Genomic DNA, 16,268 nt, shown 5'->3' with positions numbered 1-16,268 from the left:
AAATAGCCGGACGCAGCCATTGCCGGCCCGGGCCGCTTGCCGTCCGATCGCCCGCTAGAAGGCCGAGGTCGCGTCCTCTTCCGGTATTGGGCCGCGCCTGTGACCGACCTTTCAACGTCGATCGAACAGCGGGGGCTATTCCGCGACCGCCATCGACAGATGCAGGAAGCGAACGGCGTCCTCTGGCGCCAGCTGAAACCGCAAGGCTTCTCGGAGCGCATCGAAACCGAAGATGTGCAGATCCTCGTTGAAGTCGCCCAACCGAGGCGACAGCGGAATTGCTTCAATGCCGGCGTCTGTTGCACGCCGAGTCAGAACGGCCTGAACCAAATCCCCCGCGGCATCGGTGTCGCGGGCGATGTAGAGCCGGCGCAGACTCGACGGGAGTAACATGGCTGAGAGGTGATTGGCCGAAAGCGCTGCGGCCATCGGCATAGTCGGCAGCACGTAGCGTAGCGAAAGCATGGTTTCGATCCCCTCGCCGGCAGCGAGCACGTCGTCCATCACGCCGAAGCGAACCGCGTTGCCGAGCAGGTCGCCCATCGCCCGTCGTGGCGTTCCGATCGGAGCCTTGCCGAGCCGCACGTGATCGAAGCCGTCCGGGTCGAGCCAGGTGCGGTGTACGCCGGTGATCCTTCCATCGAGATCGGTGACGCATGCGATCATTGCCGGCCAGGTCTCGGTCGGCAGATGCTCGTCCGGCCGATAGTAGCAGCGTGGATGAAAGCGCAGGCTGCTGCCATGGTGCACGTGGGCTATCCCACGACGCTGCAGATACGACTCAACCACGGTCCCCTGGATCGGACTGGATATCGCAAAGAGGCGGCGGGCGGCCGCTTGCGATCCGGCTGGCGCCGCCGGACGATCGAGCCTCAAGACCAATTCCGGCTCGGGACGAGGCAGCTTAAGAAAGCGCCTCGCCTCCTCGGCGACCTGGCGGAAGTCGCGCAAGCCCAAGCTTTCGCGGATGATGTCGAGGAGATCGCCATGCTCGCCCGTTGCGGCATCGGTCCACTTGCCGGCGGGTCCCTTGCGTGACTCCTGGAGCCGCACAAACATCGAGCGGCCTGCCGTGTTGTGAACGTCGCCGACCAGCCAGTACCGCCCCTCCCGCTTGCCGTTGGAGAGATAGTGACGGCACACCGCTTCGGCTTCGCGCGCGAGGCGGCGTGCAAGCTCGGAGGCATCGCGGCGCATCACGCAGCCTCGCGCGCACTGATGCGCGTCAGCGGATAGCGCTCGAGCACCCTTGCGAGGACTTCGACGCCGTTCGCGTCGGTCGGCACGAACATGCGCAGCTTCCAGGAGATAATCTCTCCAAAGAGACCGTAAGCCCGCAGGCGATCGCGCATCATGTCGCCGAATCCGGATAGTTCGATCCGGTGCGTGCCCATCACCCGGGCGCGGTGAAGTTGGAGTCCATCCGTAAGCTCAAGGACGGTCCGTCCGTCCATCAGCGCGGAAAAGGCGGCGTCCGGCGTCAGCGCCGGCGTGTCGGCCGAAAGAGCGTTCGCGACCCAGGTGGCGGAGACTTTGCGGCCAATGATACGTTCGCCCGCATCGGTCTGGAGCCGATAGACACGGGTCGATTCGTTCGGCAGCCGCTTCCAGATGGGTAGCAGCAAGCCCACCACGATGTGGATCGTGCTTTCCGTGAAGTCGGGAACCTCTGCAAGCTCCGCCAACCAGGCTGCTGCAAAACGCTCGCGATCCGCTTCAACCCAATGGCTTTCCGCTATCATGTTGAGTGAGACGCAGTGCTGCTCCATCGGCCGAATCAGGCGAATGCGCCGCTCGATCTCGCCATCGTCGAGCATAAAGCTCGGGGCTGGGACCTGCACGGCAGCTCGTCCCGAGCGCTGATTGATCAGCAGGACGGCACCACTGTCGGAAAGACGAGCGAGACCGCCGTCCAGACTTTCGGGATGATTGCGCTGGCGTTGGGTGATGGTGAAAAGGCGGGTCTCCGCTCCGGTGCCGGCGTGCGTGTAGATCGTCCGCCGGTCGGTGATGACAAAGCTCTCGGCGCGGAGCGTTTCCAGCCCGACGTCATAGGTGCCGGATGCGACTGCGCCCTCGATCCGAGCGGTCAATAGCTGCTCGAAGACGGTGAACAGGATGTTCTGAAGCTCGATCGTGAGCGCCAGCAACCTGTTCAGGAAGGTCGTGATCGGCGGCAGGTCGTCCCTGAGCCCGTTGGTATCGGTGAGCTTCAAGCCGGTTGCATCCTCGAATCGCTCGAGCGAGCAGCCGTCGACCTTGCCGCGCACCAGCAGGATGTAGAGTTGACGCAACGCGTCACGCCCATACTGGCTCTCCAGATTGTCCTCGGGCCGAAACAGGCCCTGCCCTCCGGTCTGGCGCTGGCCGCGCGTGATGGCTCCCAACGTATCGAGCCGGCGGGCAATGGTGCTGAGAAAGCGCTTCTCGGCCTTCACGTCGGTCGCGATGGGACGAAACAGCGGCGGCTGCGCCTGATTGGTCCGATTGGTCCGGCCGAGCCCCTGGATCGCTGCGTCGGCCTTCCAGCCGGGCTCAAGCAGATAGTGGACCCGTAGACGGCGATTCTGTGCCGATAGCTCGGCATGGTAGCTTCTCCCAGTGCCTCCTGCGTCGGAGAACACGAGGATCCGCTTGAGATCGTCCATGAAGGCCGAGGTTTCGGCGAGGTTGGCCGAACCGGCCCGGTTTTCCACCACCAGCCGGTCGCCCTTACGGATAATGCGGCGGGAGCGGCCGGTCACCTCGGCGACCATCTCGGTGCCGAAGCGCTGCACGACCTGGTCAAGCGCGCCAGGCACTGGCGGGAGCGAGGCAAGCTTCTCGATCAAGCAGTCGCGGCGGGCGACGGCCTCTCGGCTCTCCACCGGCTGGCCATCGCGATAGACGGGCCGCGAGCAGAGATTGCCCTCGGAGTCGGTGAAGGGTTCATAGAGCTGGACCGGGAAGGAATGGGCGAGATAGTCGAGCACATACTCGCGCGGGGTGACGTCGACCCGAACGTCGCCCCACTCCTCGGTCGGGATCTCGGCGAGCCGGCGCTCCATCAGCGCCTCGCCCGTCGACACGATCTGGATGACGGCGGCGTGGCCGGCGCCGAGATCGCGCTCGATCGATCGGATCAGCGACGGCGTCTTCATCGAAGTCAGGAGATGGCCGAAGAAGCGCTGCTTGGTGCTTTCAAAGGCCGATCGTGCCGCCGATTTGGCCTGCCCGTTGAGCGTTCCGGTCTCGCCGGTGATGTTAGCGGCTCGCATCGCCGCATCGAGATTGTTATGGATGATGCTGAACGCATCGGCATAGGCGTCGTAGATGCCCGCCTGCTCGGTCGAAAGCTGGTGTTCGACGAGCTCATACGTGACGCCCTCGTAGGAGAGTGAGCGGGCCGCGTAGAGACCGAGCGCCTTGAGATCGCGCGCCAGCACCTCCATAGCCGCGACACCCCCCTCCTCGATCGCCTCGACGAACTCGGCCCGCGTGGCGAACGGAAAGTCGGCGCCGCCCCACAGACCAAGGCGTTGGGCATAGCTCAGATTGTGGACCGTTGTGGCGCCGGTTGCCGACACATAAACAACACGCGCATTCGGCAAGGCGTGCTGGAGCCTGAGGCCCGCACGCCCCTGCTGAGAGGCCGCCTGGTCGCCGCGCTCGCCCTTGGCCCCGACCGCGTTCTGCATGGCATGGCTCTCGTCGAAGACGATCACTCCGTCGAAGTCGGAGCCCAACCATTCGACGATCTGCCGAACCCGCGAAAGCTTCTCGCCACGCTCATCGGTCCGCAGCGTAGCGTAGGTGGTAAAGAGGACGCCCACCGAAAGCCGGATCGAGGTGCCCTGACGGAAGCGCGACAACGGTGTCACAAGCAGGCGCTCCATGCCGAGCGACGACCAGTCGCGCTGTGCATCCTCGATGAGCTTGTCGGACTTGCTGATCCAGACCGCACGGTGGCGGCCCTTGAGCCAATTGTCGAGCAGGACGCCAGCGACCTGGCGTCCCTTGCCCGCGCCGGTGCCGTCGCCCAAGAACCAGCCACGGCGAAATCGGACGGCATTTTCCTCGTCGTCACGGGCAGCAGCCACGACGTCAAAAGTCGCATCGACCGTCCAGGAGCCAGCGAGAAATTTGGAGTGCGCTTCACCAGCGTAGATGACGCTCTCGAGCTGGGCATCCGACAGGATGCCCTCTGCCAAGACATTGGCCGGCAGGTGCGGTCGGTAGGAAGGTCTTGGCGGTGCCACCGAAGCCATCGCCGTGGACTGCACAAGCTTGGTCGGATGCGCGTGCGCTCCCGGAATGCCGATCGACTGCAATCCGTATCCCTCATAAAGCGCATCCGTGAGTCGAGCGCCTTCCGGCGGCGACCATTCGACCGTCTCGTACTCAAGTTCTGCACCTTCTTGCGTTGCGGCTACTGAACCGGACAATCGGCGTGACGGAAAGGTACCGAGCGATTGCGGCGTCGCAGAGCGCCTAACGACATCGAGCACGATCGGGGCTGCAATTGGCAGCCGCGGAGGCACATGCCGGCTCACCCAGTCAAACAAGGTTCCGACATCGCCCGCCATGCCCGGCGAGGCAGGAAAAACCTTCGCATCTACGGCGGGCAGCTTGTCGATCACAAGCAGCCTCGTATCCGTATGAGTTCCGTGTTTCGCGTAGACGCCGCCGTCGATGGCGGCAGAGAACACCACTCGCCCTTTTTCCTGGAGACGAACGAAGGCATCGGTCCATGCTGGATTATCCGGCGCACAACTCGCGCCGGTGATGGCGACCAGACGACCGCCGTTGCAGAGACGGGCGAGCGCCGAAGCAATATGCCGGAGAGCCGCGTCAGCCATCCGTCGATCGACATTCGCCAGCGTCGAGAACGGCGGATTCATCAGGACGACGCTCGGGACAACGCTCACCTCGAGGTGGTCATCGATCTGGGCCGCGTCGAACCGCGTGACATTGACGCCGGTGAACAGATGATCGAGCAGCGACGCGCGGGACGCGGCCAATTCGTTCAGCACCAGAGCGCCGCCAGCGAGCTCGGCAAAGATCGCGAGCAAGCCGGTGCCCGCCGAGGGTTCCAGAACCTGGTCGGCCGGCGTGACGCCGGCTGCGGTACAAGCGGCCAGCCCCAGCGGAATCGGCGTCGAGAACTGTTGAAGCGTCTGACTGTCCTCGGAGCGCCGCGTATGAGTCGGCAGATAGGTCGCGACCCTCGCGAGCATCGGCAGCATCGCCTCCGTTGAGCCTGCCTTGAGACGGATAGCCGGACCGAACTTGCGCAAGAATAGAACGGTTGCCGCCTCGCAGACGTCATAGGCGGTCTTCCAGTTCCAGGCGCCCGACGCATCGGACGCGCCGAAACCCGCCTCCATGACGCTGCGCAGGACGGTCGCATCGATGCGACGGCCACGTTCGAGATCGGTCAAGAGCTGTCGCGCAGCCCTAACAACGGCGGAGGTGACACTTGCGGCGGCACGCAGCGAGAGCGGCGCAGCGGCGGCGCCACCGACGAGAGTTTCGGTCATGGCAGGATTTCTTTCGGAGAGCAGGAACGGGTCGAACCGCCCGGTGCTCTCCTCAAGACCACGGCGATTCAAACCCTTTCCGGCCAGCCTCTCCCTCTCATCCGTTTCCAATAAAAATGGGACCGGCGCTGTACACCGGTCCCCGAGTATCTATGGGGTGGTCCGACCACCCCGCTCCACGATGTTACTCAGCCGCGTCGAGCTGTTGTGGATCGTCGTCGCCGGCGTTCTCCGGATCCTCTTCGTCAGCGAGGAATTCTGGCAGCGCAGCTGCTTCACCCTCCTGCTCCACTGGCGACGCACCGGGGTCGACGAGACGCAGCGGCTCTGGCAACCAGCCAGAGCCATCGAGCAGTCGCTCGGCCTCCTTAGCCATGTCGGCCTTCTTCAGGTGATCGATGAGTTGCGCAGAAGTTTCACCTTTCGCTTCCCGAACCGCTTCCAGGATTCGGGGCTTGGTGACACGGCCGAGATAGTTATCGACCGTGGGTCTCCACCCAGCCTGAACCAGGTCGAGCCCGACTGCGCGCGCCACGACGTCGGCCTGGTCGAGTCGCGTGCGAACGCCGTGGGCGGAAACGCGACCCTCGTTGTAACGGTTGGCAGGCTCATAGAGGGCGTTGATCGCGAATGACGCACAATGAGCAAACAAGGACGCCTGCGCGGCGCCATCGAGAGCAGTGAGCGCGTCCCAGAGATCGGTCTCGCTCTTCGGCAATCGTGCTTTCCACGACTCATGCCGCACCTCGACGGCTTTCGCAGACACGCTCTCCCTCAACCCGGGGGCTTGAGCGGGAAAGGTCGGCGTGCGAAGCCCGATTTCAAGACAGCTCCCGGTCGATGCGAACCGATAAAAGGCCGTCAGCACGAAATTGTGCAGCACTGCCTGGAACGCGACCGCCGGGTTTTCTGCCAGCGCATCCCGCAACGCCAGCGTGCGATGCGCCGTCAGTTCGATGATGAGCCGGTCCGGCAATGGCCTTGCCGGATCTTCATCATCCTCCCCCGGTTCGGCCGATCCGCCGGCGACCGATATCGCCGTACGCGTTGCGGAAGCACCAGCCTCCCGTCCCCCAGTCGATGACGCATCGGTGCCCCGCTCAAGCTCGCAATCGGCCGCAGGCGTCTCATCCTCAGGTCGGACGTAGCCTCGATCGACACAAAGCCGTCCTTCGGAATCGATGCTGACAAAGACGCCGGCTGCCGCGATTCCGGCCGGATCGTAGAGCACAGGCCGGTCTTCGAACACAGTCAGCGCGAGCTCGATCTCGCCGAGACGCTGATCGACCTCCTCGGGCAGTTCATCCGCATCCTGATACTCGGATTCAAGCTTTGCCTGCTCGGCGTTGAGGGCGTCGATGGTGGCCTGCTCCTCGGCGGTGAGATCGACAGGTTTGCCTTCGAGCTCACGCAGGCGATCGGTGTGGCCGTAAGGGAACTCGAGGGCGACCGAAATCCATTTCCACCCCTCCGCGGCGATCGTCTCGGCCTCGGACTTCAGTTTATCGGTAGCAAGGCGGTCCAGCAGGGCAACGTCCTGAAGCCAGCCACCATCATCGTGCTCGAACAGGTCGCGCAGAACGCCGCCGCCTGCCTGCTCGTAAACATCGAGCCCAATGAACTGCACGCGGCGATCGGACGCCCGCACCGTATTCTCCGTCAGCATCCTCCGGATCTGATAGGGCTCATCATAGCCGGATCGGCTGACGTTCTCCCACACTTGCTCCTGCCGCGTATGATCCGCCATGACCGAGAAAGCCATAAGCTGCTCGAGCGCCATGCCGTCTTCGGCATAGACATCGTGCAGCTTTGGCGACACGGACGCCAGCCGGAGGCGTTGCTTCACGACAGCCGGCGTCACGAAGTGCCGGGCCGCGATATCCTCCTCGGACATGCCAGCGGAACTCAAGGTCTGGAAGGCTCGGAACTGATCGAGCGGATGAAGCCCAACTCGCTCGTCATTCTCCGCAAGAGAGTCGTCTTCAGCGATGCCGCCCTCGCGCACGACACAAGGAACGGCTTGCGTCTTCGCCATGCGCTTCTGCTTCACGAGAAGCTCCAGCGCGCGATAACGCCGGCCGCCGGCCGGCACCTCGAACATACCGGTCTCCTTGCCTTCCGCGTCCACAACCGCCCGCACGTTCAGACTTTGCAAGAGTGTACGTTGCGCGATGCTTTCGGCCAGCTGGACGATCGAAACGCCTGCCTTCACCCGCCGGACGTTCGACTGGCTGAGCACCAGCTTGTTGAAGGGAATGTCGCGGGAGGGCGACAGCGTGATCTTTTGGACAGCCTTCGTCATGTCAATTCTCCACGACGGGCGCCCGAGAGCCTCTCTCTCGGCCTCCAACCCGTCGCGGAAACCGACCCCGCCCTCTCACTCTCCTCGGCCAAGGAGAACCTCAGGCCGCTTCCAGGTCCGCAGCCTCAATCGTCATGCCGACAGAGGATTCCGGCAGAAAGCCAAGCAGATAATCAGCAGCTTTGCTGGCCTGGGAGGCAGCGCGCACAATCGCGCGATTGTCCTCGCGCAGCACTTCAAGCCAGGAGCCGATATAGTCGGCGTGCCGCACCGTCGGCACAATACCGAGCGAAGCGCAACTGAATGCAGCCGATATCTCCGCGATGAGCTCCTCGAAGGCATACTTCTTGGTACCGTAGCCGCCTGACAAGTCACGGTTAAGACGTGACGGATGGCCGCTCGCATGCGCCAGCTCATGCAGGGCCGTTCGATGCCAATTGATCGGCTCGAAATAGGCTTGCGGTGGCGGCACCTGCACATAGTCTTCTTCTGGCAGATAGAATGCGCGGTTGCCGCCGATCCGAAATTCGATGCCAGTTGCCTTGATGAGCTTTTCGACCTGCGGCTCAATCAGGCCTGGCGGAGGCGGCGCGGTTGTTGCAATCTCCGCAGGCAGGTCGGCGCACTGATCGGTATTAAAGACCGTGAAGCGTTTGAGGAACGGGATGGCCTGCGCTTCGTCGCCAGTTTCGCTGGCGCGCCGCTTTTCGTCGATCGGAATAAAGCGGTCGGCATAGACGACCGTGGTACCGCGCTCGCCCTTACGGACATGACCGCCGAGCGAGAGCGCCTGGCGGAAGGTAAGCCAGCTCTGACCGGCAAATGCGCGTTCAGTGGCAGCCCCCCAAAGGATCAGAACGTTGATGCCGCTGTAACGACGGCCGGTTGCCGCGCTTTGCGGCATGGCCAAAGACGGCTTCGCCGCCGCACTACCCCAAGGCCGTACCCATGGCAGCCGGCCGGCCTCAAGTTCACCGATGATCTTGTTGGTGATTTCGTCATAAAGGTTTGCCCGGTCCTCACCGGCGCGCGCTCGAGGATGATGTCTGGACATCGCGGGTCTCCGCGACGGGCGCTGCGAGCCTCTCTCGCAACCTGCAACCCGTCACGGCAAAGCCGGGCCGGCACTCTTACTCTCGCCCCTGTTCGCGCGGAAGCGTCGCCGTGTGACGAATGAGCCCGCCGGCCCTCGCCGCACGCACACAACGGTGAGAACGGGGGATCTGCGAGGCGCCCCGCCTTGAGTCCCATTTCTTGATGGGGCTTGGCATCCTAGGGTCGCGCAGGGCCCTGATCAGGCGTGCGCCAATGGCGCATCGCCTCAACAGAAAATGGCACCCGGAGAGCGTGAGCATAGCGACCCGAAGGGGCACGCGGGTCCGAGTGCAGCGACGAGACCGGTTAATAGCGACACCCGGGAACGGGGCAGTGATAGCGATCGCCGAAGGCGAGCCCCTTTCCCGAGTGCCCCCGGCGAGGAGCTCCGATAGTCGTTGCGCGAGGGATCGAAGCCGGATGGCCGAGACGCAAAGCGGCTCGGTTCACGAGAGCCCGATGCGGCGTAAGCCGCACGCGCGCCAGCGGAACAATTTACCAGTCGGAGGATCTAGATGTCCTCGCGCGCATTCGTCTGCGCGTCATAGATTTTGATCTGGAGCATCGGGAAACGCCTCTTCAGTTCTTCTCCACCTGTTCTGGCGCCGTCTCGGGTCGCAAATTCGGCTTTCAGTCGGCCATCCACTTCGAGCGCGTAACCAGAAGATGGCAGTTCACCGGTGGCTGCAACCATGTCGTCCCTATCGTGCAGTGAGGCAATCAATGACGATTGGTTAGCGTGAGTCGCCCAAACCAGGCTAGCGTCACCTAACGGACCGGACGACACCTTTCAAAACGGATGCATGCTGTTGGGGTAGAATGCTCGATTGAAGGGCGTCGAAAAGCCGTAGTCTACGAAGCGTGGTCCGGTAAGACCGAGCGCAGCTCCCGCATGGTTGAGCACGGCCGCGTCGCTAGGGCCCCACTTGCCCGTCCTCAGGCGATCGACCATCGCTCCGATCGCAGCCATGGCTTCGGACACGCTCGTCTCGCAGTGTCCCGCTGCATCGACAAAGGCTCGCCGATATAGCTCCGTCTTGTTCCTTGCCTCGACGGCAGTCAAGTAGCCCGCCAGGAGATGCGGCGGCAGGAGTGCATCTCCAAGCCCATGTGCATGGAAGAGCGGGACCTTGATATTTCCGTCGAGCAAACGCCCGGGTTCTAACCAATAGTGGACGCCGCTCGGCGTCCCTGCGATGCGGGGTTGCTGGTTGATCCCGGCCAGGTCGTGGGCTATCCCCTCGCCTCCCAGGCCGGCCTCTTCGTAGAGCTTGGAAACGATAATCTTCTGCTCGGGATCCGCACCAAGCTCGTAGAACTTGGCGTAGTCTACATCGGTATTCCAAGACGCAAGGCCGCTCGGATTGTCGTAGAGCTGCCTCCGGGTAATGGCATTGGCGAGTCCATCACTCGCTGATTTGATCATGGCGGATTGCAACGATGCCAGGTCCCCCGCAGGCCGCTTCATGGGCGGATCCTTGATGGCTCCCCAAGTTGGCCATTGCGACACTGCAACGGCCAACGCGATGCGGGCTCGTCCCTGGGCCGTCTGCTGAGCTCGTTCCAAAACAAGCTTCCAGGCTTCGTATGCGGCCGGTAACGCATCATTGGGAACGGGAGCCATCAAAAGATCTGACGCCGGCGCCAGGAGGGCCTTCAGGGTGAATGGCAGGTCGAGCCACATGTTGGCAACAGCCATGCCTCCCGTGCCGCGGGCGTTGAAAGCGACTGCTCCATCGATCACGTCTGCATGTTTCTCGGCCATGGCGAGACTCACGAACCCGCCACCCGAGCAACCATACTGAATCGCGTATTTCGGGGTCGCGAACCTTTCCCTTACCATCTTGAGCACCGCCACCTGAGCATCCAGCTCGGTGAGCGGATCATGACGCGTCATACGCTCGGGATGACGGCCTGTTCCGGAGTACGCGTACCCATGGTCCAGAAGATAGGCGGCAAACTTCCCATTTTGATTAGCGATCGCATCAAGATCGTTGATTACGATGCCATTCCAGTCGCTCGGAACAGCTATCATGTAGGGAAAGCCGGATGAAAGCGTCCCTTCCAACCGCTTTATCTCGGCGCCGACGGCTGTCGCTGGGACCGATAGACTCATCAACAGCAATCCCAGCCCGAGTTGCTTTGCATATTTCATATGGGGCATCCTCCTGGCATGGTTATGCGGGCAATCGTCCGAGCGAATTTGTTAGCTTGGCGTTTCACTGCGACCATGTCGTCAGTATCATGCAGTGAGGGAATCAACGATGTTTGGTTACCGTGAGTCGCCCAAGCTAGGCCATCATCACCTGCATCATCCAGCTCGCCGACTCAGCCGATCACGGATGAGAGTTTGCATCATCCGAGCAGGCGGCCGGCTTGCCGTTCGCGCGGACACAGGCGCGGTAGAGCCACGGTTCGACATAACTGCCCTTCCAGATCCCTCGACCGGCGCGCTCGGCGTTTCGCTGAACTCCGCCATATCGGCCTTTCGAGTATTGAGGCCAATCCAACGCAAGACCGTGAAGCACAAGCCATTCGCCAAGGTCCGCGCCACCGACCGAACAGGTCGCGACCGTACGGCCGTATTGATCGAGGCTGACCGGAACGCAATTGACAGGACGGCCAGCAATGAAAGCGTCGAGGCCGTTCGCAGCCTGCGCGCCGCAACGATACTGTAAACTGTCTTCGCCGCGGCACAGCTGGCTGCTCTCCGGCGCATCGACGCCCCAGAGCCGGATGCGCGTTCCATGTATCTCCAGGGTGTCGCCATCGATGACGCTGGCCTGGCCGACAAACTGGTCGGCCAACGCCTTGGTCGACAGAAGTGTGAGCATCAGGGCCACAGGGATTCGAAGCATGCTAATGACCTTGCAGCCACCGCAAGTCTCGCGGTTCGCTCCTGGCCGAATTAGGCCATTCGCTCAATCAAAGTAAGTCGTTCATGCAGACAGACTGCACGAATCGTACTTCCGCTTTATTCGATTGCCTTATCGTCGAGTTCGGCGGCGGTCTTACGTTAGCTCCGGCCGCAAGTCTGAAGGCTGCACGGTCAGCCGATAGGCGACCTCACTGGACCCGTCGAAGATCTCTAGAACGCGATCACAGACCAGGCATTTGTAGTGCCCGGGTTTGCCCTGGCGGGATTCGAGCTCAATCTGCCGATATCCGGCGAAGCAGTCGGGACATGTCACATCGCCCTTCTTCATATGACTTTTATGCGACGGTCCGCCACGGGCGTCAACGGCCAGTGTTCGTTTCGTGGAACGCTCGTGTTCAAAAGCAATTTTCAGAAGTAACTTCTACCCCGTGGAAAGGAATCACAATGGGATCGCCGCGCGCTTCGTTGAAGCGCGCGGCGCCGGTCTAGCGTAGGTCGCAGGAATCTCCCCTGCTAGAATCTAAAGCGAGCACCTACGGTCGCGTTGTAATTGGACGTATAGGCGTATCCGTTCGAAAATCCGCCGTTCACCTGCGTGCGCGACAAGCCTCCATAGAAGTCGAGGCGCCGCGTCAGCTGATAGTCGACAGTTGCCGATATCCAGTTGATCGTACCCGCACACTGGACCTGAGTCGCAGTCCCCGATCCTGGGTTGCTGCATGCCGCTCCGGAGCGCACATAGCTGTTTTGATCCACACCGTACCAAGCCGCTGCCGCGACCAATTTCGGAGTGATTTGCCAGCGAGCGCCGATGAAATAGACGTCAAGCACCTTGGCGGTAGTGTACGAAGTGAACGTGGTTGGAATGAAATTCAACCGGTAGTCCCCGATAGTCCGGTAACCGACTGGAAGCGTGCTCGAGGGATTGGCCATGGAGATATTTTCATAGCCGCCCATCGCCGTGACTGTCGGGAGACCGACGGCCTTGAAATTGTACCACCCCATGATCGACCAGGCGGTGTTGTCCGAAACCGTGGCGTTCAGAACATCGAGATACTGACAGTCCGCAAGGCTCACTCCGAGCGATTGACAGCTTCCGGCCGCCTTGGTCGCCGAGCTGGTTAGAGATGAAGCGGCAATACCATCGTTGAAATGCCCCCAGGTCGCGCTGAGCTTCAGCCCCTCCAACACCCCCCACCCATCGACACCGGCACGAAAGTCATACGCCGATCCGCCCTGTCCCGCGCCCTCGAACCTGTACTGGGCAGCGAAATTGAATTGGCCGACCGCCCCCTTGTACTTCACCGAGTTGTTCCAGTGTTTATCCTCGGTGGCTCCAAGCCCTCCTCCATACGTGCCCGATGTACCGACGAGTGAGTAGGCCGAGGACACTCTTTGCGGGTCAAAGAGCACAAAGTCATCGAATAAAAGGCTGTTCTGGCGTCCGAAGCGCAACTCGCCAAACGACGTGTGGTTTAGACCTGCCCAAGCCTCGCCGTTGAAGATCTGCCCACAGCGACTGCTGTCCGAGTTTGCCGGTGTACCCGGCACGTTTCCGGTCCCGTTGGCGCGAACCAGCGACTTGCAGGAATCTTGAATCGCCAGGAAGGCTGGATCGAAGCCGCTTTGCATGTCCGATATGAACGACCATCCCCGCAGACTCGGCGCGGAGAAGAGTTCGTCGAGCTTCTGCTCTGTACGAATGCCGATGAACGACAGGGTCATCGCGTTGTTGGTGAACGCCCAACGCGGGTCACCACTGTTCTTGGCGACCAAATACTGCCCGTTGATGTAGGGACTCGGCGGGGTACCGTGGTCCTGATACAAGCCGGTCAGGTCGAACACGCCGTAGACGGTCACGCCGGCGTACGACAACTTTCCGGGCTCGCCGTCGAAAATAGTTGAGACGATCTCGGTCGATTTCGTGGGCTCCTTGGTCGCGATATCACCCGCATTCGCCGCCCCAAATGAGCCGGCCATGGCCGCGATACCAAGCGCGACAGCTCCGATAAATCTTCCGCAGATGGACGTATGTGAAGTCAATTTTGCCCCCCATGCGAGATATCTTCAAAGATCTCGCCCCCAGACTCACTCCCCATTTCGTTTTGCCCAGCAGGTCGGCGCGATACAATCGCGTCGAAAAACATAACAGCTATAGCTAACGCCCCCCGCTTCGTCGGCACCGGGACATCGTACGCCAAAAGCGACAGCCAATGGTTGTATGCAATTGACCCCGTTGCCACGCTTGGCGATGCAACGCCCCGTCAATCCAGCAGAACCACGCGGATGTCGTTCGCGTTGGTGAGCGCGGGCCCCTTTAGCAGCAGATCCCCGGTCGCAGCGAAGAGTTCGGTCGCATTACTCTCAGCCTCTAAGAGAATGCGAAGACCTGCGAGGCGACTCGCTTTGCGTCCCATTTCTTCATGGACTTGGAGCCTTGACTACCTGGGTCCGCTGGCCCTGATCAGGCGTGCGCCAACGGCGCATCGCCCGCTGAAATGGCACCCGGAGAGCGTGAGCATAGCGACCCGAAGGGGCACGCAGGTCCGAGTGCAGCGACGAGACCGGTTAACAGCGGCACCCGGGAACGGGGCAGTGATAGCGATCGCGCGAGGGATCGAAGCCGAATGGTCGAGACGCAAAGCGGCTCGATTCACGAGAGCCCGATGCGGCAGAGCCGCACGCGCCCAAACGAAGAGACAGGAAAGCCAAGACGACGCAATCTGGCACCTCCCGCCATTGCGAATCCCAGTCTTGCGTTAGCAAGGGAACGAATGACGGACATAATGATTCGTCGTTTTAGGAGGCATCACAATGCTGATGACGCGTGAACAAAGGCCAGCGACACGTACGTTACGCGGATGGGCGATCCAGGTGCTCCAGGAAGCGGGCGCCATCCGCGAGTGCGACGAACACGGCTGGATGCAAGATCGCGCCGATCCGCATGCACGGGAGCGGGCTTTCGATATCGCCCGTGGAGACCCGCCAGCAGGCATTTCCCCTGATACGGCAGCGGCCGAGGTTCGCGACGTCCTGAATTCGATCGGTGACACCTGCCCGGAATGCCCCGCAGGCTAGAAGGGCTGCTGCCGCACCTCAATACGCTTAGGCGCGTTTCGACAAAGAATTTTGCTTCGGCCGGCAACGTACTCCTGCACCCTGACTTGGCGACCAGGATGCCTTTGAATAGGCGAAGCGCGCTGCATTTCCAACATGGCATGCACGAGATAGGCGCACAGTTCAAAGTATGTCATGATGCAACCACACCTTGATTTGCCGGGGCACGAAGAATGAGTGGAGACGATCTCGGAATCGATTTCTCCGAATGGGCTGCCTTCCAAGATACTCTAAAGCGGCTTGTCGAATTTATTCTCGGCGACGCGCGTGGCATCGTATCTATCCAATCGCGGGTAAAGAGCCTGGAGGCGATCAAGGCAAAGATTCATCGGAGGCAACACCAAGGAAGGCCGGACTATCAGCCGACAGACCTCCGAGACATTCTCGGAATCCGAATTATTGTCGCTGACGAAGAACATGTTCCTGCGACGCTCGAAACCATTCGATCGGAATTCTACGTCCACGAGGCGATTGCCTATGTACCGCAGGACGGGCGCAGCACGTCATTCAGCGACAGCCGTCACCCTAACGTTCATGTAAGGGAACGCTTCGTTGGAGATAGCGCCCATCTCGTCATTTCACTTGGTTCAAAGCGATCCGCGTTGCCCGAGTATGCTCGCTTTGGAGCCTTTCTAGCGGAAGTCCAGATTCGATCAGCGTACGCCGAAGCGATTTCTGAAATGGAGAGTCTGGCAACTGCAAAAGCGAACAATTTGCCTGTGGCGGCCGCAGCGGAGCGAGCCGGAGTAGAATTAAACCGAAAGATATCAGAGTTTGTGGCGCTGTTGAACCGGTCGACAATCCATGAAAAGCGAGACATCCATCCTTTCCTGGACCAGAACCACTTTATCCTCCATCCAAACCCAAACGAGGTTTTCTCTGAAGCCGCTTTGGGATTGGGCACACAGTACAGGATCGACTTCTTGATCCGGCAAGCGGATGGTTCCTATTTGCTTGTCGAGTTGGAGAACCCTGGCGCGCGGCTTTTTAATGCAAACGGTGACTTCAGCGCCTTGGTGAATCATGCGCAGCGGCAAGTCGAAGATTGGCAGCAATGGATCGAAGAGAATCTCTCGCTCGTCCAGAAGCACTATCCCGACATGCTAGCTCCCATGGGGCGTGTCGTCATTGGACGAAGCCGCGACCTCAGTCAGGCTGAAAAAGTTAAACTGGCCCGCCGGAATGTCACTATGCGAGGCCGGATAGAAATCATCACTTACGACGAACTCATACGTCATGCCAAAGCCTTCGTTGATTCCGTTCAACGAAGCATAAGAACCTGACCTCTTCAGCGTATTCCTGCCGACTGTCGAAAATTTCTAGCACACCCATATGTAAGTCTGCAGACGGCTGGAGG

Annotated in this window: 10 protein-coding genes; 2 read left to right on the top strand and 8 right to left on the bottom strand. The window is 61.2% G+C overall.

The features are described from left to right. Positions 1-135: 135 nt before the first annotated feature. From NLM27_RS02890 to NLM27_RS02855, 8 genes are all read right to left on the bottom strand, one after another. On the bottom strand, positions 136-1,197 hold the full coding sequence (locus NLM27_RS02890) for a toprim domain-containing protein (protein ID WP_254141901.1): 1,062 nt from the start codon (positions 1,195-1,197) through the stop codon (positions 136-138). Continuing rightward, positions 1,197-5,519, bottom strand: coding sequence for a strawberry notch-like NTP hydrolase domain-containing protein (locus tag NLM27_RS02885; protein ID WP_254141900.1), 4,323 nt, complete (start codon positions 5,517-5,519; stop codon positions 1,197-1,199). The genes NLM27_RS02890 and NLM27_RS02885 overlap by 1 nt, the downstream gene beginning before the upstream one ends. 184 nt (positions 5,520-5,703) lie before the next feature. Beyond that, positions 5,704-7,821: a ParB/RepB/Spo0J family partition protein gene (locus NLM27_RS02880; protein WP_254141899.1), complete on the bottom strand. Its 2,118-nt coding sequence runs from the start codon at positions 7,819-7,821 to the stop codon at positions 5,704-5,706. Positions 7,822-7,921: 100 nt separating this feature from the next. Next, positions 7,922-8,875, bottom strand: a complete 954-nt coding sequence (locus NLM27_RS02875) for an ArdC family protein (protein WP_254141898.1) — start codon at positions 8,873-8,875, stop codon at positions 7,922-7,924. 552 nt (positions 8,876-9,427) lie between these two features. Further along, positions 9,428-9,610, bottom strand: a complete 183-nt coding sequence (locus tag NLM27_RS02870) for a hypothetical protein (protein WP_254141897.1) — start codon at positions 9,608-9,610, stop codon at positions 9,428-9,430. Between the two features lie 96 nt (positions 9,611-9,706). Further along, the gene (locus NLM27_RS02865; RefSeq protein ID WP_254141896.1) at positions 9,707-11,071 is read right to left on the bottom strand and encodes a hypothetical protein; all 1,365 of its coding nucleotides are present in this window, start codon (positions 11,069-11,071) and stop codon (positions 9,707-9,709) included. Between the two features lie 181 nt (positions 11,072-11,252). Then, positions 11,253-11,774: a thermonuclease family protein gene (locus tag NLM27_RS02860; protein ID WP_254141895.1), complete on the bottom strand. Its 522-nt coding sequence runs from the start codon at positions 11,772-11,774 to the stop codon at positions 11,253-11,255. A 533-nt stretch (positions 11,775-12,307) separates the two neighbouring features. After that, positions 12,308-13,774 (bottom strand): porin, encoded by a 1,467-nt coding sequence (locus NLM27_RS02855; protein WP_254141894.1) that lies wholly within the window; start codon positions 13,772-13,774, stop codon positions 12,308-12,310. A gap of 834 nt (positions 13,775-14,608) precedes the next feature. Between NLM27_RS02855 and NLM27_RS02850 the strand changes: the two genes are divergently transcribed. Together NLM27_RS02850 and NLM27_RS02845 are read left to right on the top strand one after the other, a co-directional pair. After that, positions 14,609-14,872, top strand: coding sequence for a hypothetical protein (locus NLM27_RS02850; protein ID WP_254141893.1), 264 nt, complete (start codon positions 14,609-14,611; stop codon positions 14,870-14,872). Positions 14,873-15,084: 212 nt separating this feature from the next. Further along, a complete protein-coding gene (locus NLM27_RS02845; protein ID WP_254141892.1) occupies positions 15,085-16,194 on the top strand; it encodes a Shedu anti-phage system protein SduA domain-containing protein in 1,110 nt (369 codons plus the stop codon). The last annotated feature ends 74 nt before the right edge of the window (positions 16,195-16,268 follow it).

The organism is Bradyrhizobium sp. CCGB12, from assembly GCF_024199845.1.
Lineage (GTDB): Bacteria > Pseudomonadota > Alphaproteobacteria > Rhizobiales > Xanthobacteraceae > Bradyrhizobium.
The sequence above is the reverse complement of the archived record's forward strand: the minus strand, read 5'-3'. Positions and strand labels throughout refer to the sequence as shown.

Bases quoted from the DNA above. Each gene is read 5' to 3' on its own strand.
- NLM27_RS02880 (WP_254141899.1), bottom strand. From the start codon at position 7,821: ATGACGAAGGCTGTCCAAAAGATCACGCTGTCGCCCTCCCGCGACATT.
- NLM27_RS02855 (WP_254141894.1), bottom strand. From the start codon at position 13,774: ATGGCCGGCTCATTTGGGGCGGCGAATGCGGGTGATATCGCGACCAAG.
- NLM27_RS02885 (WP_254141900.1), bottom strand. From the start codon at position 5,519: ATGACCGAAACTCTCGTCGGTGGCGCCGCCGCTGCGCCGCTCTCGCTG.
- NLM27_RS02850 (WP_254141893.1), top strand. From the start codon at position 14,609: ATGCTGATGACGCGTGAACAAAGGCCAGCGACACGTACGTTACGCGGA.
- NLM27_RS02845 (WP_254141892.1), top strand. From the start codon at position 15,085: ATGAGTGGAGACGATCTCGGAATCGATTTCTCCGAATGGGCTGCCTTC.
- NLM27_RS02865 (WP_254141896.1), bottom strand. From the start codon at position 11,071: ATGAAATATGCAAAGCAACTCGGGCTGGGATTGCTGTTGATGAGTCTA.
- NLM27_RS02875 (WP_254141898.1), bottom strand. From the start codon at position 8,875: ATGTCCAGACATCATCCTCGAGCGCGCGCCGGTGAGGACCGGGCAAAC.
- NLM27_RS02870 (WP_254141897.1), bottom strand. From the start codon at position 9,610: ATGGTTGCAGCCACCGGTGAACTGCCATCTTCTGGTTACGCGCTCGAA.
- NLM27_RS02890 (WP_254141901.1), bottom strand. From the start codon at position 1,197: ATGCGCCGCGATGCCTCCGAGCTTGCACGCCGCCTCGCGCGCGAAGCC.
- NLM27_RS02860 (WP_254141895.1), bottom strand. From the start codon at position 11,774: ATGCTTCGAATCCCTGTGGCCCTGATGCTCACACTTCTGTCGACCAAG.